The organism is Curtobacterium pomorum (assembly GCF_044497295.1).
Lineage (GTDB): Bacteria > Actinomycetota > Actinomycetes > Actinomycetales > Microbacteriaceae > Curtobacterium.
Genome location: NZ_CP172409.1, coordinates 1,378,189 through 1,398,412, shown reverse-complemented (window position 1 = coordinate 1,398,412; position 20,224 = coordinate 1,378,189). Strand labels below are relative to the sequence as shown.

General features: G+C 72.6%; 22 protein-coding genes. 8 read left to right on the top strand and 14 right to left on the bottom strand.

Annotated elements, in window-relative coordinates:
• Nucleotides 1-34: 34 nt before the first annotated feature.
• Nucleotides 35-955, top strand: a complete 921-nt coding sequence (locus ACGH48_RS06725; RefSeq protein ID WP_396290711.1) for a TIGR01777 family oxidoreductase — start codon at nt 35-37, stop codon at nt 953-955.
• A 7-nt stretch (nt 956-962) separates the two neighbouring features.
• Here ACGH48_RS06725 and ACGH48_RS06720 read toward each other — a convergent pair whose 3' ends face one another.
• Both ACGH48_RS06720 and ACGH48_RS06715 read right to left on the bottom strand, forming a co-directional pair.
• A complete protein-coding gene (locus ACGH48_RS06720) occupies nt 963-1,433 on the bottom strand; it encodes a tetratricopeptide repeat protein (protein ID WP_396290710.1) in 471 nt (156 codons plus the stop codon).
• 4 nt (nt 1,434-1,437) lie between these two features.
• Entirely contained in the window at nt 1,438-2,184 is a 747-nt protein-coding gene (locus tag ACGH48_RS06715) for a 4-hydroxy-tetrahydrodipicolinate reductase (RefSeq protein ID WP_228505012.1), read from the bottom strand.
• A gap of 23 nt (nt 2,185-2,207) precedes the next feature.
• Here ACGH48_RS06715 and ACGH48_RS06710 point away from each other — a divergent pair, with 23 nt between their 5' ends.
• Nucleotides 2,208-2,702, top strand: coding sequence for a GNAT family N-acetyltransferase (locus ACGH48_RS06710; protein WP_396290709.1), 495 nt, complete (start codon nt 2,208-2,210; stop codon nt 2,700-2,702).
• Here the strand turns inward: ACGH48_RS06710 and ACGH48_RS06705 are convergent.
• Both ACGH48_RS06705 and ACGH48_RS06700 read right to left on the bottom strand, forming a co-directional pair.
• Complete coding sequence (locus ACGH48_RS06705; RefSeq protein ID WP_123313525.1) at nt 2,699-3,301, bottom strand: histidine phosphatase family protein; 603 nt, start codon at nt 3,299-3,301, stop codon at nt 2,699-2,701. The genes ACGH48_RS06710 and ACGH48_RS06705 overlap by 4 nt on opposite strands.
• Nucleotides 3,302-3,309: 8 nt before the next feature.
• Entirely contained in the window at nt 3,310-4,644 is a 1,335-nt protein-coding gene (locus ACGH48_RS06700; protein ID WP_123313524.1) for a pitrilysin family protein, read from the bottom strand.
• A 246-nt stretch (nt 4,645-4,890) separates the two neighbouring features.
• Between ACGH48_RS06700 and ACGH48_RS06695 the strand changes: the two genes are divergently transcribed.
• Nucleotides 4,891-5,538 (top strand): TetR/AcrR family transcriptional regulator, encoded by a 648-nt coding sequence (locus tag ACGH48_RS06695; protein ID WP_123313523.1) that lies wholly within the window; start codon nt 4,891-4,893, stop codon nt 5,536-5,538.
• Nucleotides 5,539-5,810: 272 nt separating this feature from the next.
• Nucleotides 5,811-6,338, top strand: a complete 528-nt coding sequence (locus tag ACGH48_RS06690; protein ID WP_123313522.1) for a YbhB/YbcL family Raf kinase inhibitor-like protein — start codon at nt 5,811-5,813, stop codon at nt 6,336-6,338.
• A 69-nt stretch (nt 6,339-6,407) separates the two neighbouring features.
• Here ACGH48_RS06690 and ACGH48_RS06685 read toward each other — a convergent pair whose 3' ends face one another.
• Nucleotides 6,408-8,675, bottom strand: coding sequence for a polyribonucleotide nucleotidyltransferase (locus tag ACGH48_RS06685; RefSeq protein WP_123313521.1), 2,268 nt, complete (start codon nt 8,673-8,675; stop codon nt 6,408-6,410).
• A 281-nt stretch (nt 8,676-8,956) separates the two neighbouring features.
• Here ACGH48_RS06685 and ACGH48_RS06680 point away from each other — a divergent pair, with 281 nt between their 5' ends.
• Nucleotides 8,957-10,168, top strand: coding sequence for a coiled-coil domain-containing protein (locus tag ACGH48_RS06680; protein WP_396290708.1), 1,212 nt, complete (start codon nt 8,957-8,959; stop codon nt 10,166-10,168).
• A 10-nt stretch (nt 10,169-10,178) separates the two neighbouring features.
• On the opposite strand, the gene ACGH48_RS06675 is transcribed toward ACGH48_RS06680, so the two are convergent.
• From ACGH48_RS06675 to ACGH48_RS06640, 8 genes are all read right to left on the bottom strand, one after another.
• Nucleotides 10,179-10,430: a ferredoxin gene (locus tag ACGH48_RS06675; protein ID WP_396290707.1), complete on the bottom strand. Its 252-nt coding sequence runs from the start codon at nt 10,428-10,430 to the stop codon at nt 10,179-10,181.
• Nucleotides 10,427-11,686 (bottom strand): NADH-ubiquinone oxidoreductase-F iron-sulfur binding region domain-containing protein, encoded by a 1,260-nt coding sequence (locus ACGH48_RS06670; RefSeq protein ID WP_396290706.1) that lies wholly within the window; start codon nt 11,684-11,686, stop codon nt 10,427-10,429. The genes ACGH48_RS06675 and ACGH48_RS06670 overlap by 4 nt, the downstream gene beginning before the upstream one ends.
• The gene (locus ACGH48_RS06665) at nt 11,683-12,240 is read right to left on the bottom strand and encodes a ferric reductase-like transmembrane domain-containing protein (protein WP_396290705.1); all 558 of its coding nucleotides are present in this window, start codon (nt 12,238-12,240) and stop codon (nt 11,683-11,685) included. Before ACGH48_RS06665 ends, ACGH48_RS06670 begins: the two co-directional genes overlap by 4 nt.
• Complete coding sequence (locus tag ACGH48_RS06660; protein WP_396290704.1) at nt 12,240-13,181, bottom strand: FAD:protein FMN transferase; 942 nt, start codon at nt 13,179-13,181, stop codon at nt 12,240-12,242. Before ACGH48_RS06660 ends, ACGH48_RS06665 begins: the two co-directional genes overlap by 1 nt.
• Nucleotides 13,182-13,183: 2 nt before the next feature.
• Nucleotides 13,184-13,492, bottom strand: a complete 309-nt coding sequence (locus tag ACGH48_RS06655; RefSeq protein ID WP_396290703.1) for a hypothetical protein — start codon at nt 13,490-13,492, stop codon at nt 13,184-13,186.
• A gap of 126 nt (nt 13,493-13,618) precedes the next feature.
• Nucleotides 13,619-14,236 (bottom strand): CE1759 family FMN reductase, encoded by a 618-nt coding sequence (locus ACGH48_RS06650; RefSeq protein WP_396290702.1) that lies wholly within the window; start codon nt 14,234-14,236, stop codon nt 13,619-13,621.
• Between the two features lie 138 nt (nt 14,237-14,374).
• Complete coding sequence (gene rpsO, locus ACGH48_RS06645) at nt 14,375-14,644, bottom strand: 30S ribosomal protein S15 (protein WP_070416523.1); 270 nt, start codon at nt 14,642-14,644, stop codon at nt 14,375-14,377.
• A gap of 102 nt (nt 14,645-14,746) precedes the next feature.
• Complete coding sequence (locus ACGH48_RS06640; protein ID WP_111084575.1) at nt 14,747-15,193, bottom strand: VanZ family protein; 447 nt, start codon at nt 15,191-15,193, stop codon at nt 14,747-14,749.
• 144 nt (nt 15,194-15,337) lie between these two features.
• On the opposite strand from ACGH48_RS06640, the gene ACGH48_RS06635 reads away from it, so the two are divergent.
• The 3 genes from ACGH48_RS06635 to ACGH48_RS06625 are packed head-to-tail and all read left to right on the top strand — an operon-like array spanning nt 15,338 to nt 17,792.
• Nucleotides 15,338-16,393 carry a glycoside hydrolase family 6 protein gene (locus ACGH48_RS06635; protein WP_396290701.1) on the top strand — a complete coding sequence of 352 codons (1,056 nt, stop codon included), beginning with the start codon at nt 15,338-15,340 and terminating at the stop codon, nt 16,391-16,393.
• Nucleotides 16,394-16,434: 41 nt separating this feature from the next.
• Nucleotides 16,435-17,484 (top strand): M4 family metallopeptidase, encoded by a 1,050-nt coding sequence (locus ACGH48_RS06630; protein WP_396290700.1) that lies wholly within the window; start codon nt 16,435-16,437, stop codon nt 17,482-17,484.
• Nucleotides 17,485-17,513: 29 nt separating this feature from the next.
• Nucleotides 17,514-17,792: a protealysin inhibitor emfourin gene (locus tag ACGH48_RS06625; RefSeq protein ID WP_396290699.1), complete on the top strand. Its 279-nt coding sequence runs from the start codon at nt 17,514-17,516 to the stop codon at nt 17,790-17,792.
• Between the two features lie 152 nt (nt 17,793-17,944).
• Here ACGH48_RS06625 and ACGH48_RS06620 read toward each other — a convergent pair whose 3' ends face one another.
• Nucleotides 17,945-20,188 carry an AAA family ATPase gene (locus ACGH48_RS06620; RefSeq protein ID WP_260233115.1) on the bottom strand — a complete coding sequence of 748 codons (2,244 nt, stop codon included), beginning with the start codon at nt 20,186-20,188 and terminating at the stop codon, nt 17,945-17,947.
• Nucleotides 20,189-20,224: the final 36 nt, after the last annotated feature.

The window sequence follows — 20,224 nt, the reverse complement described above, 5'->3', positions numbered from 1 at the left end:
AGAAGACTACGTCGGCATGAGTAGCGTTGGCGGCATGGCAGACACGGCGGCAGAGCCGCTCTCGATCCTGATCGCCGGCGCGTCCGGTTTCATCGGCACCCCGCTCGTCCGCGCCCTGCGCGAGGCGGGCCACCACGTGACCACGCTCGTGCGACGCGAGCCGCACACGGCCACCGAGTTCCGCTGGGCCCCCGGACAGCGTCCGCTCGACCCCGCCATCGTCGACGGCGCCGACGTGGTGATCAACCTGGCGGGTGCGAACATCGGCAAGTTGCCGTGGACCGCGAAGTACCGCGAGGAGATCCGGCGCTCGCGCGTCGACGCGACCGACACCCTGGTCGAGGCGATGCGGCACGCCAGCACGCCCCCGGCGCTGTTCCTGTCCGGATCGGCCTCGGGCGTGTACGGCGACCGCCCGGCGGACGTCCTGCAGGACGACGCGGCGCCCGGCACCGGGTTCCTCGCCGAGGTCTGCACCGCATGGGAGGCCGCGGCGAACGCGGCGCCGGACGGCGTGCGCGTCATCACCCTGCGCACCGGCATCGTCATCGGCGAGGGCGGCGGCGCGCTCGCACCGATCCTGCCGCTGACCCGGTTCGGGCTGGGCAGCCGCCTCGGCACCGGCGGACAGCACTGGCCGTGGATCGCGCTCGAGGACGAGGTCGGCGCCATCGTGCACCTGGCCACGAGCCCGTCGGCGTCCGGGGTCAGCGGGCCGGTGAACCTGGCCGGGCCGGAGGCCGTCGTCGCCGACCGCATCACGAAGCGCGTCGCCGAGGACCTGCACCGGCCGTACCTGTTCCGGATCCCGGAGTTCGCGTTGCGCCTCGCACTGCAGGACGCGGCGGACGAGATGCTGCTGTCGAGTCAGCAGATGGTGCCGACGAAGCTGCTCGAGTCCGGCTACGCCTTCCGCTACACCCACGCGTCGGACGCGGTCGACGCGGTCCTCTGACCGGGGGTCAGGCGCTCGCCCGCGACAGCGCGGTGCGCATCGCGGCGCGGGCGCGCTTCCGGTCTCCCGCGGCGTCGTAGACGACCCCGAGCCGGTACCACGCGCGCCAGTCGGCAGGATCCTGCTCGACGGCAGCCTGGTACTTCGGGAAGACCTCGTCGGCGGCTTCGCGCGTCGGACGTCCCGACGGTCGCACGGGCACGACGTCCTCCGGCGCACCGCCCTCGGCCTCGAGCCGGGAACCGAGCCGGGTGATCCGGACACCGAACCGGAACTCGAGCACGAGCAGGAGTGCCCCGATCGCGGCGACGACGAACAGGGCGACGCCGATGCCGATCCCGATCGGGATGCCGGTCGCGATGAACGCGACGGCCCGCTGCCCGACGAGCACGATGTAGAGCGCCAGCAGCAGGGTCATCAGCGCCGCACCCCAGAACGGCGACCGGATCGCGCGCCCGGCCCGCGCTGCACGTCCCACCGGGTCAGCCGATGCCGAGGACGCTGCCGAGCCCCACGGTGAGTCCGCGGGCGGACCCGAGTGCCGACAGTGCCGCCCGGATCCCGGCGACGTAGGCGACGTCGTCGTTGGTGTCGTGCCGGATGGTCAGGGTCTCGCCGGGGCCGCTGAGCAGGACGTCCTGCACCGCCTTCACCCCGGGCAGCCGGAGCGAGTGGATCGGCACGCTCGCCACCTGCTGACCGCGGGCGCGCTGGTCGACGTGCGGGGCCTCGACCGGACCGACGTCGCGCCGGGCCTCGGCGATCAGTTCGGCGGTGCGCACCGCGGTGCCGGACGGCGAGTCGATCTTGCCGGCGTGGTGCGTCTCGACGATCTCGACCGAGGGGAACCACGGCGCCGCGATCGTGGCGAGGTGGGTGCCGAGCACCGAGCCGATCGAGAAGTTCGGGACCACGAGGACGCCCTGGTCGGGACGCTCCTGCAGGGCGGTGCGGAGCTTCGCGAGACGGTCGGCCGACCACCCCGAGGTGCCGACGAGCACGTTCGCCCCGCTCGACAGGGCGTTCTCGACGATCGCGGGGCTGAGCGCCGGCACCGTCACGTCGACGACGAGCGCGGCGCCGCCGAACACCGACGGAGGCGCCTCGTGGGCACCGTCCTTCGACGACAGACGGGCGACGAGCTCGAACTCCGGGAGTTCCTCGACGACGGAGGCCACGAGGCCCCCGAGACGACCGGTGGCGCCGACGACGGCGACGGGAGTGACCATGCGGTCCATCCTAGGATCGACCCATGTCAGTCGAGGTCAGGACCGTGCCCGCCGATCTGCCCGAGGTCTACGTCCTGCTCGACGCGTACCTGGACGAGCGCGAGGCGACGTTCCCGAGCGCGCAGGGCGCCTACTCGCGCAAGCGGACACCGGCTGCCGAGTTCACGCCGCCGAACGGGGTCTTCGCGGTGGCCTACGACGGCGGCACCGCGGTCGGGTGCGGCGGGCTCCGGCGGATCCCGGACGGGGTCGACGAGACGGGCGCCGACGACGTCCGGTTCGAGGTCAAGCACGTCTTCGTGACCCCGGGCGGACGGGGCAAGGGCATCGCTTCGGCGCTGATGGACCTGCTCGAACGGGAAGGTACGGCGCTGGGAGCGACGAGCATCGTGCTCGACACGAACGACTCGCTCGTCGCCGCGGGCGCGATGTACCGCGGTCGGGGCTACGAACGCGTCGCAGCGTTCAACGACAACCCGAACGCGACCGCCTGGTACCGCAAGCCGACGACCCGCTAGACGGGCTGGTCGACCGGCAGCCCGGTCCGCAGCTCCACCGGCAGGTGGGCCAGGTCGTTCAGGGCGACCACCTCGGCCGGCTTCGCGGAGCGGATCCGGATGATCGTGAGTGCGGTGTGCGCGACGTTCGTGCCCATCCAGCGCCACTCGGGGGCCTGGAACGCCTCGCGCACGAACCAGCCGATCACGGCGTTGTGCGTGATGAGCAGGTCGTGCCGGTCCTCGCGCGCCGGGGTGAACCACTCGGAGACGGCATCACCCATCTGGGCCTGTCCGGCGACGATCTCCTCTTCGGTGACGCCGCCGTACCAGCCCTGGTAGGCGTGCGGCATGTCCGGGGTCGGGCCGGAGGGGACGCAGTCGAACAGCAGCGTCGACGGTTCGGGCTGGATCGAGGGCAGCCGTTGCGCCAGGAACGCAGCCGTCTCGCTCGGGGCCTGCAACGGGGAGTGGTACACGCCGTCGAAGGGCAGGCCACCCAGGCGGTCGGCGACGAGCATCGCCTGCCGCTTGCCGCGCTCCGACAGCTTGCCGTCGCGGAGGCCGTGCTCGGCGTCCTGGTGTTCGCCGTGCCGGACGAGGTACAGGTAGTGGGACATGTCCGTGCTCAGCTGCCCATCCCGATCGCTGCGGCGAGTTCGTCCTGCTGCACCGCTCCGACCACCGACGTGATCGTCGGACGGGTCAGGAGGTCGCGGGCGAGTTCGAGCACGCCGTCGGTGGTGACCCGGTCGACGCGCTCCAGTGCGGTCGACAGGTCGGTGTACTCCCCGGTGCCGAGCTCGGACCGGCCGAGGCGCGTCATCCGGGCGTCGGAGTCCTCGAGCGAGAGGGTCAGGGCGCCCTCGATCTGGCCCTTCGCGCGGCGGAGCTCGTCGTCGGTGATGCCGTGGTCCACCATGCGGCGGAACTCGGCGTCGATGATCTCGATGACCCCGGGGACGTTGTCGGGCGCGCAGCCCGCGTAGACGCCGAAGGCGCCGTTGTCGAGGTAGGCGGGCGCGAACGACGACACCGCGTAGGCGAGGCCGCGGCGCTCGCGGACCTCTTGGAACAGCCGGGAGCTCATGCCCCCGCCGAGCACGGCGTTCAGGACGCTGAGCGACGGCCGGCGGTCGTCGCGCAGGTCGAGTCCCTGCGAGCCGCGGAGCATGCTCACCTGCTCGGTCGGCCGGTGCACCACCGACAGCTTCGGCTCGATGGGGTCTGCGACGGTCTGGGGGGTGCGGCGGGCGAGCGGTTCGGCGCGCGGGGCGTCGTGGAACACGGCGGCGACCGCGTCGCAGAACCGGTCGTGGTCGACGGCACCGGCGGCGGTCACGACGATGCCGTTCGGTGCGTAGTGCTCGCGGTAGTGGGCCAGGACCTCGTCGCGCTGGACCGCACGGATGCTGTCCGGGGTGCCACCGATGGGGCGACCGAGCGGGTGTCCGCTGAAGGCCGCGGCGAAGAACGCCTCGCCCGCCACGTCGGCCGGGTCGTCGGCGGCCATCGCGAGCTCTTCGAGGATGACGCCGCGCTCGACGGCGAACGCCTCGGGGTCGAGCACCGAGCCGGTCACCATGTCCCCGATGACCTGCACGGCCATCGGGACGTCGGCGTCCCGCACCCGTGCGTAGTAGCAGGTGTACTCCTTGGCCGTCGCGGCGTTGTGCTCACCGCCGACCGAGTCGAACGCGATGGCGATGTCGAGCGCCGAGCGGGTCTCGGTGCCCTTGAACAGCAGGTGTTCGAGGAAGTGGGTCGATCCGAACTGCCCGTCGCGTTCGTCCCGCGAGCCGACGCCGACCCAGAACCCGATGCTCGTGGAGGCGGCACCGGGAACGGCTTCGGTGAGCACACGCACACCCGACGGCAGCACGGTGCGGCGGACGAAGGCCCCGCCGGACGTCAGGAACGACGTGTCCGGGGCCCCGAGCGGCAGTGGCACTGGCTGGTTCATCGCAGACGAGCCTACTGATGCTCCGGAGCCCGCATCCCAGTTTCCACAGGCCTGCCGACTGTCACTCGAAGAGGGGTACAGAAATTGCGGACAGACCGACTCGTCTGTCTGTCCTCCTTGTGGTACAGTCGTTCACGCCGGATCGAAAGCCCCCCTAAGTTCCGATCCGGCGGCTCGGGACATCAGTCCTCGCGGCCACGAGTCCCCCCACTCGTCCGCGGAGCCGATGAACCAAGGAGCCACGCTGTGACGGTCGATTCCCCCCAACCGGCCGTCCAGCGTCTCCTCGGTCCGAGCACGAACCTCGCGTCGCCGGACGGGTCGAGCGTCCCCCCGACTCCCCGCTCCGGCGGCGCGAAGGTCCGCGTCCTCGAGACGGCCACGCGACTCTTCTACGAAGAGGGCATCCACAGCGTGGGCGTCGACCGCCTCATCTCCGAGGCGAGCGTCACGAAGGCGACGTTCTACAAGCACTACGGGTCGAAGGACAACCTGATCCTCGCCTACATCCGCACCCAGCACGAACGGGTGCAGGAACGCATGGAGCGACTCGTCGCCGACGCCGGCTCCCCCGCAGCAGCCGTCCGTGCCTGGGTCGCCGCCCTCGCCGACGAGGTCAACGACCCCGACTTCCGCGGGTGCGCCTTCCTGAACGCCGCCGCCGAGTACCACGACCCCCGTGACCCCGTGCGCGAGGTGGTCGCCACCCACCGCGACTGGTACACCGACCGGCTCGCCACCCTGCTGCAGGAGTCCGGCCACCAGCTGCCGGGCGACGGCGCCGACGAGCTCATGCTCGCGCGCGACGGTGCGATGGCCGGTGCCTACGCCGGTGACGCGATCGCCGCGACGGCCGCCCTCGGTCGCGTCGTCGACCGCGTCCTCGCCGACTGACGTCCGGCGGTCGAGGCCGCCTTCCCTGACGCTGACGCCTTCGCGAAAGCGACAGATCACCGCGAACAGTTCGCGGGATCGTGTCGCCTTCGCGGCACGGATGCACCCGCGTGACGCAGATCTGTCGCTTCCGCAGGGCGGTCGAGGCGACCGCGGACAGACGGGAGGCCCGTGGCGGGCCCGCACCGCGCCTCCAGGCCGTCGCGTGCGGACTCTCACAGCCCCGCGCGCGCGCCGAGCGCAGCCCGAGGCTGCGGGTGTTGGCTGGTGGCATGGCCAACGACCCCAACTGGAACCTCCCCGAGGTCCCCTCGTTCACCCTGACCAGCCCCGACTTCACCGACGGCGGCGAGCTGCCGACCTCGGCGCGCGGCACCGACGCCGGTGGTGAGGACCGCTCCCCCGCACTCGAGTGGTCCGGCGCACCGGAGGGCACGAAGAGCTTCGTCCTCACCGTGTACGACCCCGACGCCCCCACCGGCTCGGGCTTCTGGCACTGGAGCCTGACGGACATCCCGGGCTCCGCGACCTCGCTGCCCGCCGGCGCCGGCACCGACGACGCCCTGTTGCCCGCCGAGGCACTCCGCCGGCGCAACGAGTTCGGCACCGACACGTTCCTCGGCGCAGCCCCGCCCGCGGGCCACGGTGTGCACCGCTACTTCTTCACGCTGAGCGCCCTCGACGTGCCGCTGCTCGAGGCACCGGCCGACGCGACCCCCGCGGTCGTCGGGTTCGTGCTGCGCGAGCACCTGCTCGGCCGAGCCCAGCTCGTCGGCACGCAGGAGACCCCCGCCGCGTAGAAGGATCCCGCAACGACGAACGGCCGCCGTCCCGCGAGGGACGACGGCCGTTCGTGTGCCAGGGGTTGATCAGACGGTGGCGTCCGTCGACTCCTCGCGAGCACCGCTGGAGTCGGTGTCCGACTCCTCGGCGACGACCGGCGCGAGCGACAGCTTGCCGCGGTCGTCCACCTTGGTGACCTCGACCAGGACCTTCTGACCGACGCCCAGGACGTCCTCGACGTTCTCGACACGCTTGCCACCGGCGAGCTTGCGCACCTCGGAGACGTGGAGCAGACCGTCACGGCCCGGGAGCAGCGACACGAAGGCGCCGAACGTGGCGATCTTCACGACGGTGCCGAGGAACTGGTCCCCGATCTCCGGGTTGGTCGGGTTCGCGATCGCGTTGACCGACGCACGAGCGGCCTCGGCCGACGGACCGTCGACGGCACCGATGTAGACGGTGCCGTTGTCCTCGATCGAGATGTCGGCACCGGTCTCGTCCTGGATGCCGTTGATCGTCTTGCCCTTCGGGCCGATCAGCTCGCCGATCTTGTCGACGGGGATCTGCACCGAGATGACGCGAGGAGCGGTGTCCGCCATCTCGTCGGGAGCGTCGATCGCCTCGTTGAGCACACCCAGGATGGCCGAGCGGGCCTCCTTGGCCTGCTTCAGCGCCGCGTCGAGCACCGTCGACGGGATGCCGTCGAGCTTGGTGTCGAGCTGGATCGCGGTGACGAACTCCGAGGTACCGGCGACCTTGAAGTCCATGTCGCCGAGGGCGTCTTCCGCGCCGAGGATGTCGGTCAGCGCCGCGTAGCGGGTCTGACCGTCGACGGTGTCGGACACCAGGCCCATCGCGATGCCGGCGACCGGGGCCTTGAGGGGCACACCGGCGTTGAGCAGCGAGAGGGTCGAGGCGCAGACGGAACCCATCGAGGTCGAGCCGTTGGAGCTGAGCGCCTCGGAGACCTGACGGATGGCGTACGGGAACTCTTCACGCGTCGGCAGCACCGGCACGAGGGCGCGCTCGGCGAGGAAGCCGTGCCCGATCTCGCGACGCTTCGGCGAACCCACACGGCCGGTCTCACCGGTCGAGTAGGGCGGGAAGTTGTAGTGGTGCAGGTAGCGCTTCTTCGTGACGGGCGACAGCGAGTCGATCTGCTGCTCCATCTTGAGCATGTTCAGCGTGGTGACGCCGAGGATCTGCGTCTCGCCGCGCTGGAAGATCGCCGAACCGTGGACGCGCGGGATCACGGCGACCTCGGCGTCGAGCGGACGGATGTCGGCGAGGCCGCGGCCGTCCATGCGGATCTGCTCGGTCAGGATGCGGCCGCGGACGACCTTCTTCGTGACCGACTTGTACGCGGCGCTGACCTGCGAGTTGGCGACCTCGGGCAGCTCGCCCGCGGTGACCTGCTCCGCGATGGCGGCCTTGACGCGCGACTTGAGCGCGTCGTCGGCGTCCTGACGCTCGGTCTTGGCGGCGATCTTGTAGACGTCACCGAGCTCGGAGAGCGCGAGGGCCTCGACGGCCGAGTAGACCTCGGGCGCGTACGGCGGGAAGACCGGGTAGTCCTGGATCTCCTTGGCCGACTGCGCGGCGAGCTTGGCCTGGGCGTCGACGAGCGACTTGAGGAACGGCTTGGCCGCCTCGAGCCCCTGCGCGACGACGGCCTCGTCGGGCTTGGTGGCGCCGCCCTGGATGAGCTCCCAGCTGTGCTCGGTGGCCTCGGCCTCGACCATCATGATGGCGACGTCCTCGTTGCCCGCCTCGTCCGTGACGACACGGCCGGCGACGGTGAGGTCGAAGACGGCGTCAGCGAGCTGCGACGCCTTCGGGAACGCGACCCACTGGTCACCGATGAGCGCGAGGCGCACACCGGCGATCGGGCCGGAGAACGGCAGACCGGAGATCTGCGTCGAGGCGGACGCGGCGTTGATGGCCAGCGCGTCGTAGAACTCGTCCGGAGCGATGCTCAGGACGGTGATGACGATCTGGACCTCGTTGCGCAGGCCGTCGACGAAGGACGGGCGCAGCGGCCGGTCGATCAGACGGCAGACCAGGATGGCCTCGGTCGACGGGCGGCCTTCGCGGCGGAAGAACGAGCCGGGGATCTTGCCGGCGGCGTAGGAGCGCTCCTCGACGTCGACGGTCAGCGGGAAGAAGTCGAATCCTTCACGCGGGTGCTTGCCGGCGCTGGTGGCCGAGAGGAGCATCGTTTCCTCGTCGAGGTACGCGGCGACCGCGCCCTGCGCCTGCTGTGCGAGCCGACCGGTCTCGAACCGGACGGTGCGCTTGCCGTACTTGCCGTTGTCGATGACGGCTTCGGCGAACTTGATCTCGGGACCCTCCAAAAGGGTGCCTCCTTGAAGTGTGTTCGGCAGGCCTTGGCGACGGCACTCGATGGTGCGTGCGCGCCGATCGTTCCGGACGCATGTCTGGCCAGCAGTAGAAGCACTCGGGAAACCGTTCCGGCCCGCGAGCCACCACCGATGACCAGCTCCGTGCCCGGCCTGCGCAGTGTTTTTTCGTGCGTCCGGGGAAACGGTCCCCGGACACGATGGACTTTACCAGTCCACAGGGAATCGGCGGCGCGGCTCGCTGACACCCGGGCGAGCCTCGGTAGCCTGCTGCCATGCGTCTCACCCCCTCGCGGGGCGTGCTCGTCGCGGCCGCCGTGGTCGTCGGCGCGCTCGTCGCCCCGGTCCTCACCGCTGTCCCGGCGACCGCGACGGAGTACCCGACCTGGCAGGACGTGCAGCGGGCCAAGGGCAACGAGACCGCCAAGCGTGCCGAGGTGACCAAGGTCCAGGCCGCGCTGCAGTCGGCGCAGGACGAGGCCGCAGCGAAGTCGCAGGCCGCGCTGACGGCCTCGTCGAAGGCGGACGCGGCCGAGGCGGAGCTGGCGGAGGCCACCCAGGCCGCCACGAGCCTCCAGACCCAGGCGCAACGCGCGTCGGAGACGGCCGAACGCGCGCAGACGCGCGCCGGTCAGCTGGCGGCGAACCTGTACCGCGACGGCAGCACGAACCAGATGACCACCCGGATCGCGACCGCCGGCAACCCGGACCAGCTGCTCTACCAGCTGGGCGCCCTCGACCAGCTGTCGTCCACCTGGTCCGGCGTGATGGACGAGGCGTCAGTCGCCGCCGGCACGGCGTCGTCGCTGCACGAGCAGGCCGAACGCGCCGAGGCCGAGCGGGCGACACGTGCGCAGGCAGCCGAGGAACGCTCCGCGGCGGCGAAGTCGGCCGAGGCCGTGGCGAACGCCGCCGTCGAGTCGACCGAGCAGCACAGCGACGAGCTGTACGCGCAGCTGGCGTCGCTCCGGGACACCACCGCCGAGCAGGCCGCCGGGTACGAGCTCGGGCAGAAGGTCGCGGCGCAGAAGGCCGAACAGCAGCGCAAGCGCGCGGCGGCGGCCGCAGCACAGGCGGCGGCAGCAGCCTCGGCGAGCGCCGACACCGGCGGTGGGAGCACCAGCGCCAGCGGCGGTTCGGGCACGAGCTACCCGAGCACCGGCGGGGTCGTCGTGGACCCTGCTGCCGCCCAGGCCTACGCCCGGAGCGCCCTGGGTTCCTACGGCTGGGGCGACGACCAGTTCTCGTGCCTGGTGTCGCTCTGGACGCAGGAGTCCGGCTGGCGGGCGAACGCACTGAACGCCTCGAGCGGCGCCTACGGCATCCCGCAGTCGCTGCCGGCCGAGAAGATGTCGGCGGCCGGAGCGGACTGGCGGACGAACGCGAACACGCAGATCAACTGGGGGCTCGCCTACATCAAGAGCGCGTACGGGTCGCCGTGCGGCGCCTGGGGGCACGAGATGAGCGTCAACCCGCACTGGTACTGAGCTCCCGCGCTCACCGCCCCACCAGCCGCAGCGCCTGCAGCGGGCACATCGCCACCGCGTCCGCGGCGGCGGCGCGTTCGTCCGGCCGAACCGGCACGTCGCGGGTGCCGCCGCCGTCCCGCGCGATCGGGTAGCCCCACTCGTCGCGCGCCAGCCGCTCGGCGAACAGCTCGGTGCACAGCCCGCGTCCCCGACAGCGGGTCCAGTCGACGTGCAACGCGACGGGACCGGCGGCGGTGGCACCGCCCGGTGCGCCGCTCACGGTCGTCCCCCGACCAGGCACGTGCCCCGCAGGTGCGCCTGCACGTCGTCGTGGAACACGTCGAGCGCGCTCCGCACCATCCGCGCGACGCCGTCCGGGTGGTGGCAGGCCCCGCGGCCGTCGACGAGGGCAGCGATCCGCCGGACCTCGCCGGCCAGGTCGCCCACTCGATGCCCGGAGGCGAGGTCCGCGACCACGTCGGCGATCCGCGGCAACCCGTTCACGCACGGCCCGCAGCGCCCGGCGGACGCTCCGGCGAGCGCCGCGGCGAGTCCCGCGGTGACCCCGACCGGGCAGCTCCGGTCGTCGAGCACGGCCAGCACGCCGGCCCCGGGCGCCGCACCCCACGGTGCCAGTCCGTCGACGTCGAAGGGCGCGTCGAGCGCTGCGGCCGGCACCCAGGTGCCGCCCCACCCGCCGACCAGGACGGCTCGCGTCCGTCGCGGATCGGCCGCCGGCAGCCGGGAGGCCCCCAGCAGCTGCCCGAGCGGCGCACCCCCGGCGGTCTCCAGCACCACGGCACCGGCCGGGTCCGTCACGTCGCTGACGGTCACGAGGCGGGTGCCGGGAGCGCCCGCGCTGCCCACGCTCCGCGCCCACGCCGCCCCGTACCGTGCGACGAGCGCCGCCTGCGCGAGGGTCTCGACGTTCGACACCAGGGTCGGTCGTCCGCTCGGTCCACGCTCGGCCAGCCGGACGGTGCGGTCCTCCGGCAGACCTCGGCCACCGGCGACGGCCGAGGCGAGCGCCGTGGCCTGCCCGGCGACGAAGGCACTGTGCGGCAGGGCGCGGACCGCGATCGCGACCGGGTCGGTGCCGGCCCGGGCGTCGGTGCGTTCGACCAGGGCGTGCCGGACCCGGTCGGCGAGCCGCTCGCTCGTGGCGACCACGGCCTCGGTCGCACCGATCGCCAGCGCCGCGACCACGATGCCGTCGAGCACCAGGTGCGGTGCCCGTTCGAGCAGGACGGCGTCCTTGCGGCTGGCGGGTTCGCCCTCGGCGCCGTTCGCGATGACGATCGGGGCACCGCTTCGGCGGCGCCGTCCCGCGACGGTCTCGAGCTTCCGGGCGAGCGGGAACCCGGCTCCCCCGCGGCCGTCGACGCCGGCCAGGGCGATCTCGCCGACGGTGGTCGGCCCGACGTGCGGGAGCGGTCCGTGCGTCCGGTGGTGGTCGTCGAGTCCGGGCCCCGGGGCGGCGAGGAGGCGTTGTGTGCCGGTCGGTGGCGGGACGGTGAGCGGGTGGGTCAGGGTCATCGGAGGGCCTCCCTCGGGGTCGGACGGAACGCGGTGACGCCAGCGGTGCAGCGCCAGGCGACGGCACCGAGGACGGCTGCGGCGCAGACCCCGGCGATCACCAGGAACCAGGCCGACGTGCCGTCGGTCCCGGTACCGATCGCGTGCGCCATCGCGATCGGCCACATGGCGTAGGCGGCCCAGTGCACAGCGCGGAACACGCGTGGCCCGATCACCCGGCGGAGCATCCCCGTGACGACGAGCACCACGAGCAGGTCCACCGACAGCGTGCCGAGCCCGAGCCAGAACCAGCGGTACGCACCGGCGAACGGCACGAGGGCGTCGAGCAGGCGGAGTTCGGCCTCGGTGTCGAGCAGCAGCGTCACCACGTGCACGCCCACGAACACGGTGGACGCCAGGGCGACGTCCCGGTGCACGAGCTGCACGCCGAACCGTGGCAGGCCGGGGAGCGGTCGTCCGCCGCGGGTCACGATGCCGAGCAGGACCGTCAGGGTCAGTAGCAGGACCGCGGCGACGCCCGTCCCGCGGCCGACCACCCAGAGCGCGGTGTCCATCAGACGGCGTCCGCCCCGCCGAGGTGGTCGACCTGGTCGTCGGGCCAGCCGCCGATCCGCAGCACCGAGCCGTCGGCCGCGACGAGTCGGGCAGCACGGCCGCTCTGCCGGAGCCACTCCACGGCGCCGTGACCCCGGACGACCGCGGCGGTGGTCATGGTGTTCGCCGTGGTGCACGACGGGGCGACGACCGTCACGGACCGCCACACCGGGTCGGCGGGCAGGCCCCACCGCGGGTCGAGGATGTGGTGCCGCACGGTCCCGTCCTGCTCCCAGCGGCGCTTCTGCGTGCTCGAGGTCGCGACGGACCACCCGGAGGCGATGCGGACGTGGTCGACGGGGTCGCCCTCCTGGTCCTGCACGCGCACCTGCCAGCCGCCGGCGGGGTCCGGGCCGGCCGTGGCGACGTCCCCGCCGAGCGAGACGAGGGCGCCGATGCCGAGCCGCGCGGTGATGCTCGCGGCGGCCATGTCCGCGGCGGCGGCCTTCGCCGTGGCGCCGAGGTCGAGCGTGACGCCCGCGGGGACCCGCAGGAACGTGCCGGACAACAGGATGCGCTGCCAGGCGGGTCGACCGTCGAGCGCTCGGGCGACGGTGTCGGGCGACGGGACCGGGGGCGCGTCGGCGAACGCGGCGTCGTACCCGAGGGACGCCATCCGCCGGCCGAGCGTCGGGTCGACGTCCCCGTCCGACAGTCGCGCGGCGTCGACGGCCTGGTGCACGAGCGTCGCCAGCAACGGCGAGACCTCGGTGCCGCGCACCAGGTCGTCGGCGCGGGACAGGAGCTCGGAGTCGTCGCGGAACCGACTGCACGCGGCGTCGACCGCCGCCGTGACCTCGCGGACGCACGACTCGGCGGCGGCGAGGTGGCGGCGGTCGCGGTGGTCCAGGACGACCCGGGCGGTGGTGGTCCAGAGGTCCCACTCGGCGGCGGCGCGCACGGTCAGGAACCCGTCGTCGTCGCGTCCGACGACCCACCGGTGGTGCCCTGCGAGACCCCGATGTCGGTCGACGTTTCGGTCGACGACGACGAGGACGAGGACCCGGAGTCGGTGGCGGCATCACTCGACGTCCCGGTACCCGAACCGGAATCCGTGGTGGTGCTCGTGGACGTGTCGGTCGTCGTCGTGCCGGCCTGCTCGTGCCCGAACCACAGCCCGGCGCCCGTGACCGTCGCGACCGCGAGTCCGCCCAGGCTCACGAGCGCACTCGTGATCCGTGCGGATCGCCTGCCGGTGCCTCTGGTGTCCATCGGTCCTCCTCGTCGTCATGACGAGGTTCCCGAGGCCACCGATGAGCGAGCCGCCAGCCGGCCGCACTCCGACCCCACGAACCCTGTGGCCCGCCTAAGAGCGGGCCGCGGGGTCAGCGATCCGGGTCAGTGGCCGAGGCCACCGAGCAGGCTCGCGAAGTCCGCGGTCGCGGGGAGCGCGTCGGCTTCCTGCGGGGCCCGACGGGAGGCCCGGATCGCCCAGGCCAGGTCGACTCCGGCCCGGCGGATGCGTCCGTCCAGGGCCGCGGCGTCACCGTCGCTCCCCCAGTCGTCGGTCGCGGCGAAGACACCGGTCGGCACCACCGCTGCGCGGAGGTACGCGAACACCGGGCGCAGGGCGTGGTCGATGGCGAGCGAGTGCCGCGAGGTCCCGCCGGTGGCGCCGAGGAGGACGGGCAGGTCGGCGAGCGAGTCCTTGTCCAGGATGTCCAGGAACGACTTCGCGAGACCGCTCACGCCGGCCGTGAAGATCGGCGTGACGAAGACGACCGCGTCGGCCTCGACCACTGCGGCCGTGGCGGCGGACAGCGCAGGCGCGGCGAACCCGGTGAGCATCGCGTCGGTGATCTCGTGCGCGAGCGGCCGGAGCTCGACGTGCAGGAGGTGTGCTGGCGTGCCCTCGGCGACGAGCGCGGCGACGGCGGCCTCGCCCAGGCGGTCGGCGAGCAGGCGGGTGGAGCTGGGCTCGGAGAGTCCGGCGGAGACGACGGCGATGGTGGTCATGGTGGTTCCCGACTTTCGATGCGTTTGCATGAACATCGTACCGAACCGTGCGCCACGCGTAACCATTCCCGCAGAACGGAGAACGCCCCGGTCCTCTCGAAGAGGACCGGGGCGTTCGGTCAAGCCGTGGGGCGTCGACTAGCGGCGCAGGCCGAGGCGCTCGATGAGCGCACGGTAGCGGGCGATGTCGACGTCGGAGAGGTAACCGAGGAGACGGCGACGCTGACCGACCATGAGCAGCAGACCACGACGCGAGTGGTGGTCGTGCTTGTGCTCCTTGAGGTGCTCGTTCAGGTCGTTGATACGACGCGTCAGAACGGCGACCTGGACCTCGGGGGAACCGGTGTCGCCCGGGTGGGTCGCGTACTCTTCGATGATCTCCTGCTTGACCTTCGCGTCAAGTGCCATGCGTAGATCCCCTTTCAGTCCGTTGCGCGGTGCCCGTGCCTGATGCACGAGCGCTCTTTGTCCGCGGCCGTTCGACGGCAACCGCGCAAGACTACCAGAGTCCTAGGCCGTCCTGGCGCGCAGGCGACGACGACGCGGCGCGGGCAGCAGGCTGCGGACGAGCCCGACGAGCGTCGCGCCGAGCAGTCCGCCGAGGCCGTTCGACAGCACGTCGCGGGGGTCGGCGACGCGGTAGGGCAGGTAGGTGGCCTGCGCGAACTCGATGCCGGTCGACAGGGCGACCGCGACCAGGGCCCCGAGGATCCACCAGCGCCGTGGCAACCAGAGCGCGGCGAGCATGCCGACCGGCACGAACATCGCGATGTTGGCGAGGAACTCGGTGCGCTCGTACGTGAACCAGGCACCGTGCGGCAGCTGCTGGACCCAGGCGATCGCGTGCAGCACGAACGAGTTCTGTGCCGATGTGAACACCTGCGGGGTCAGCGTCATCCGCCAGATCACCCAGGCGTACGCCGCGGTCACGGCGAGGAGGAGGAGTCGACGGAACATCCCGGTATTGTGCAACACCGTCCTGCGCGGTCGCTGGAGCGCTCCTGGCAGAAGCCGTCGGCGGACCTGGACGAACGCCCCGGTGGCCTGGTCAGGACTCCCCCGCACCTGTCAGCATGGAGAGCGAACAGGGAGGACCGCCGGATGCCGGAGGACCAGGGGATGCGCAGGTCGGCGCGCCGGCAGTGGCTGTGGATCGCGGCCGCGGTCGTCGCCGTCGCCGCGGTGGTCACGACGCTCGTCGTGGTCGTGCCGCACGGCAGCGGGCCGGACGCCGACCCGACGGCGAGCGGACGTGACGTCGCGACGCGGAAGACCGTGGAGCAGGCGTTCCCCGGCGGACTCGCGCACCAGCCGTCGGCGGTGAACCAGCCGGGTATCCGCGAGCGCCAGGCACGAGCCGCCGGACACGACGACACCGCGGCGCAGATCGCCCGCATCGCCGACCAGCCGATCGCGACCTGGCTCACGAACACCTCGCGGTCCGAGACGCGCGCGACCATCCGTGCGGTCGTCCGGAACGCCGAGCAGCAGCGGGCCACCCCGGTGTTCGTGCTGTACACCGTGCCGGACCGCGACTGCGGCAGCTACTCGAAGGGCGGCACGACCGACGACGCCTACCTGCCGTGGATCCGGTCCGCCGTGCGGGCGATGGCCGGGTCCGGGGCCGTCGTGCTCGTCGAGCCGGACGCGATCGCGCAGATCCAGAACTGCCAGCGCCTGCGCGACTCCCGGCTCCCCCTGCTCCGGAAGGCCGTGGACGCGCTGACCGGGCACGGGCTGACGGTGTACCTCGACGGCGGCAACGAGAACCGTGTCCCGACCGCGACGATGGCCGACTGGCTGCGGCAGGCGGGTGTCGATCAGGTGCAGGGCTTCTTCACGAACGTGTCGAACTTCTACCGCGTCGACCAGGAACGCGCCTACGCCGACGAGCTCGCCGACGCGATCGGTGGTGATCCGCACTTCGTCATCGACGTCTCCCGCAACGGGCAGGGCTGGCGCGGGACGTGGTGCAACCCCGAGGGCGCGGGGCTCGGCCAGGCCCCGCACGTCACCGGTGGATCGAGCCGACTCGACGCCCTGCTGTGGGTCAAGACGCCGGGGCTCAGCGACGGCACGTGCAACGGCGGACCGGCCGCCGGACAGTGGTGGGAGAGCTACGCGCTCGGTCTCGTCGAGAACCGCAAGCGCGACTGACCCGTGGCCGGGGTGTCGGTGCCCGGTGGTTGCATGAGCGCATGACCCCGACCGACAGCCGGCGCTCCGTCGTCCCGCCCTACCTGCTCCACGCCGTGGCCCAGGCGGCCGAGTTCCCCCGCGCAGCATCGGCCGCCCGCACCGCACTGGCGTCGCTCGAGCTCGTGCAGACCCCGAAGCACCGGCACCTGGTCGCCCCGCGCGGCGTCAGCGGCACCGCCGACCGGTCACCGCAGCGCACGATCGCCGATGCCCGCGGCACGACGACCCTGCCGGGCACGGTGGTCCGGAACGAGGGCGGCCCCGAGACCGGTGACCCCGCCGCCGACGAGGCGTACGCCGGACTCGGCGCGACCCACGCCTTCTGGCTCGACGTCTTCGGCCGGGTGTCGATCGACGGCGCCGGGCTCCCCCTCGACGCCACGGTCCACTTCGGGCAGGACTACGACAACGCCTACTGGGACGGCAGCCGGATGGTGTTCGGTGACGGCGACGACGAGGTCTTCCGGCGGTTCACGATCGCCCTCGACGTCATCGGTCACGAGCTGGCGCACGGCGTCACGCAGTACACCGCCGACCTGACCTACCAGGGGCAGTCCGGGGCGCTCAACGAGTCCGTCAGCGACGTGTTCGGCTCCCTCGTGGCCCAGTACGCGGCCGGGCAGACCGCCGAACAGGCCAGCTGGCTCATCGGCGAGGGGCTCTTCACCGACGCCGTCCACGGCGACGCCCTGCGGTCGATGCGGGCACCCGGTACCGCCTACGACGACCCGGTGCTCGGCAAGGACCCGCAGCCCGCGACGATGGCCGACTTCGTCGTGACGACCGACGACGCCGGCGGGGTGCACACCAACTCCGGCATCCCGAACCACGCGTTCTTCCTGGCGGCGACGGCGATCGGCGGGTACGCCTGGCAGGGTGCCGGTGCCGTGTGGTGGGACGCCCTGACCTCGGACGCCGTCACCGCCTCGATCGACTTCGCCGGGTTCGCCGCCGTCACGATCGACGCCGCCGCCACCCGGTTCGGCGACGGGGCAGCGGAGCACGCCGCCGTGCAGGACGCCTGGCGGACGGTGGGCGTGCTCGCCTGAGCACGCCACCGGCGCGTACGGTCGGGAGCATGCGCATCGAGGTCCGTCGTTCCGGGGGCTTCGCCGGCACCATGCGGCGCTGGCGGGTCGACACCGACACGAGCGGTGACCCCGCGGCGTGGTCCGAGGTCGTCGACGCGCTCCCCCGCACCGCCGCGACGGAGTCGCCGTCCGGGGCACCGGTCCCCGACGACTTCACGTGGACGATCACCGTCGAGCGCACGACCGTGAGGATCCCGGGCCGACGCCTGGACGGACCGTGGGCCGACCTCGTCGCGCGCGTCCGATCCGCAGGCGACCCGTCCTGAGACGGCGGGGGTGTGGCGAAGTCGCCACGGGCCTCCCGTCCGCACCGCGTCCGCCGTACCGCCGCGGATCGTGAGCAGGAATGGTCGCGTCCGCGCTGCCGACCCGACCATTTCTGCTCACGAAGTGGCCGCGGGAGCGCGCGACCCGCGGGTCAGGCGACGTCGATGACCGTCAGGCGCCGTGTCGGGCGGGTCATCGCGACGTAGACCGCGGCAGCGGGGCGCGCAGCGTCGCCACCGACACGGTCGGGGTCGACGAGCAGCACGCCGTCGAACTCGAGGCCCTTGGCGTCGGCCCCGGTCAGCACCGTGAGCGACCCGGCGTGCGGCGCGGCGAGCCCGCGCACGTCGGCCTCCGTGCGGGCGAGGCGCTGTCGGACGGCGTCGACCTCGGACTCGGGGACGATGACGCCGATCGTGCCCGCCCCGATCCGCTCGCGTTCGGCATCGGCGACCGACACGACGGTGTCGAGCAGGTCGGCGCGGGCGACGCGGACGCGCTCGACGGGATCGCCGTCGCGCACGGCCTCGTTCCGGGTGACGGTCAGGCCGGCACCGTCGGCGAAGACACCGGCGGCCTCGACGATCGACCGCGGGGTGCGGTAGTTCACGGTGAGCTGTTCGATGCGGTGGTCGAGCGGCACGAGCGGCGCCCGGCCACGGCGACGACGGGCCAGCGCGCCGAGCACGTCGTCCCAGGTGCGCGCGGCCCCGGGCGAGGAACCCTGCGCCATGTCGCCCACGATCGTGAAGGACCGCAGCGGGTTGCGGCGGGCGAGCACGCGCCACTGCATCGGCGACAGCTCCTGCGCCTCGTCGACCACGATGTGCCCGTAGGTCCACTCACGGTCGTCGGCCGCGCGTTCGGCCGTCGACCGGGGGTCGCCGCCCTCGGCGAACGAGCCGGCCACCTGTTCGGCGGTGACGATGCCCTCGACGCCCATGTTCTCGATCGCCTGGCGGGCGTTCTCGATGTCACGGTTCCGACTGGCCTTCGCCGCGCGCTTGGCGGCGCCGCCGGTCGGGTCGAACGGGCCGAGCAGTTCGGCGGCCTCGTCGAGCAGGGGGACGTCCTCGACCGTCCACGCCGCACCACGGGCACGGTGCAGCAGGGCGCGGCGCTCCGGGGTCCAGTCGGGGGTCAGCGACGCGAGCCAGTTCGGGCGGGCGTACAGGTCCTCGAGGAACTTCTCCGGCGGCAGCGGCAGCCACGCGGTGTTGAGCAGCACCCGGGCGTCGTACGAGCTCCGGATGTCCTCGCGCAGGACCTTCTCGTCGGCCTCGTCCACCGTCGTCCCACGCTCGCGCAGCTGGTCGGCGAGCAGCCGGGTCATCGCGTCGAGTGCGAGCTTGTTGAACGTCACACGCGCGGCGTTGTGGGGCTTGCCGCGGTCCTGTGCGCGCTTCATCGCGTCGGCCACGAGCTGCGGCGGCACGACGAGCCGCTCGCCCTCGACGTCGAGCGTCACCGACTCGGTCGGCACCACCTGACGGGAGCGCACCGCGCGGCGCAGGAGCGCGGCCGTCTGCGCGGAGCCCTTCACGGCCGCGACGTCGCGGGCGTCGTGCGTCGTCGCGTGCACACCCGGGTAGAGCGACCCGAGCGAGGCCATCACGACGCCGGTCTCGCCGAGCGACGGCAGGACCTGTTCGATGTACGTCAGGAACGCCGGCGACGGACCGACCATCAGGACCCCGGAGCCCCGCAGCCGCTCGCGGTACGAGTACAGCAGGTACGCGGCACGGTGCAGCGCCACGGCGGTCTTGCCGGTGCCGGGGCCGCCCTGCACGATCAGGACGCCCTCGAGCGGGGAGCGGATGATCCGGTCCTGCTCGCCCTGGATCGTGGCGACGATGTCGGTCATCCGGCCGGTGCGTTCCGCGGTCACCGCGGCGAGCAGCGCTCCCTCGCCCTGCAGGTGGGTGCGTTCGTCGTCGTAGAGCGCGGCGTCGAAGACCTCGTCCTCGACACCGACGACCCGACGACCCTCGAGTGACAGGTGGCGTCGCGAGCGCATCCCCATCGGGTGCGCCGCGGTGGCCTGGTAGAAGGCGCTGGCACCGGGCACGCGCCAGTCGAGCAGCAGCGGGCGGTGGTCGGCGTCGCGGAGCCCCACCCGGCCGATGTACCGGAAGGCGTCCTCGGCGCTGTCGGGCTCGGAGACCTCGAGCCGGCCGAAGACCAGACGGTCCCCCACACGCTCGAGCGTCGCCACGGTGTCTTCGTAGAGCCGGGCGTACGCATCGCGCTCGCTGCGGCTCTGGTGGTTCCCGCCGACCGCCTGACGACGGGTCTCGGCGAGACGCTGTTCGGCCTCGGCGGTCAGCTCGTCGAGACGGCGGAAGAGGCCGTCCACGTAGCCGCGCTCGCGGTCGATCTCGGTCGGTTCGGACACACGCAACCCTTCGGGAAGAGGGGAATCCAGTGTACT

What these genes read in the sequence shown, in the direction of transcription:
- ACGH48_RS06725 (WP_396290711.1), top strand. Translation starts at nt 35, where the DNA reads ATGGCAGACACGGCGGCAGAGCCGCTCTCGATCCTGATCGCCGGCGCG.
- ACGH48_RS06715 (WP_228505012.1), bottom strand. Translation starts at nt 2,184, where the DNA reads ATGGTCACTCCCGTCGCCGTCGTCGGCGCCACCGGTCGTCTCGGGGGC.
- ACGH48_RS06710 (WP_396290709.1), top strand. Translation starts at nt 2,208, where the DNA reads ATGTCAGTCGAGGTCAGGACCGTGCCCGCCGATCTGCCCGAGGTCTAC.
- ACGH48_RS06705 (WP_123313525.1), bottom strand. Translation starts at nt 3,301, where the DNA reads ATGTCCCACTACCTGTACCTCGTCCGGCACGGCGAACACCAGGACGCC.
- ACGH48_RS06700 (WP_123313524.1), bottom strand. Translation starts at nt 4,644, where the DNA reads ATGAACCAGCCAGTGCCACTGCCGCTCGGGGCCCCGGACACGTCGTTC.
- ACGH48_RS06690 (WP_123313522.1), top strand. Translation starts at nt 5,811, where the DNA reads ATGGCCAACGACCCCAACTGGAACCTCCCCGAGGTCCCCTCGTTCACC.
- ACGH48_RS06680 (WP_396290708.1), top strand. Translation starts at nt 8,957, where the DNA reads ATGCGTCTCACCCCCTCGCGGGGCGTGCTCGTCGCGGCCGCCGTGGTC.
- ACGH48_RS06670 (WP_396290706.1), bottom strand. Translation starts at nt 11,686, where the DNA reads ATGACCCTGACCCACCCGCTCACCGTCCCGCCACCGACCGGCACACAA.
- ACGH48_RS06665 (WP_396290705.1), bottom strand. Translation starts at nt 12,240, where the DNA reads ATGGACACCGCGCTCTGGGTGGTCGGCCGCGGGACGGGCGTCGCCGCG.
- ACGH48_RS06655 (WP_396290703.1), bottom strand. Translation starts at nt 13,492, where the DNA reads ATGGACACCAGAGGCACCGGCAGGCGATCCGCACGGATCACGAGTGCG.
- ACGH48_RS06650 (WP_396290702.1), bottom strand. Translation starts at nt 14,236, where the DNA reads ATGACCACCATCGCCGTCGTCTCCGCCGGACTCTCCGAGCCCAGCTCC.
- rpsO (WP_070416523.1), bottom strand. Translation starts at nt 14,644, where the DNA reads ATGGCACTTGACGCGAAGGTCAAGCAGGAGATCATCGAAGAGTACGCG.
- ACGH48_RS06640 (WP_111084575.1), bottom strand. Translation starts at nt 15,193, where the DNA reads ATGTTCCGTCGACTCCTCCTCCTCGCCGTGACCGCGGCGTACGCCTGG.
- ACGH48_RS06635 (WP_396290701.1), top strand. Translation starts at nt 15,338, where the DNA reads ATGCCGGAGGACCAGGGGATGCGCAGGTCGGCGCGCCGGCAGTGGCTG.
- ACGH48_RS06630 (WP_396290700.1), top strand. Translation starts at nt 16,435, where the DNA reads ATGACCCCGACCGACAGCCGGCGCTCCGTCGTCCCGCCCTACCTGCTC.
- ACGH48_RS06625 (WP_396290699.1), top strand. Translation starts at nt 17,514, where the DNA reads ATGCGCATCGAGGTCCGTCGTTCCGGGGGCTTCGCCGGCACCATGCGG.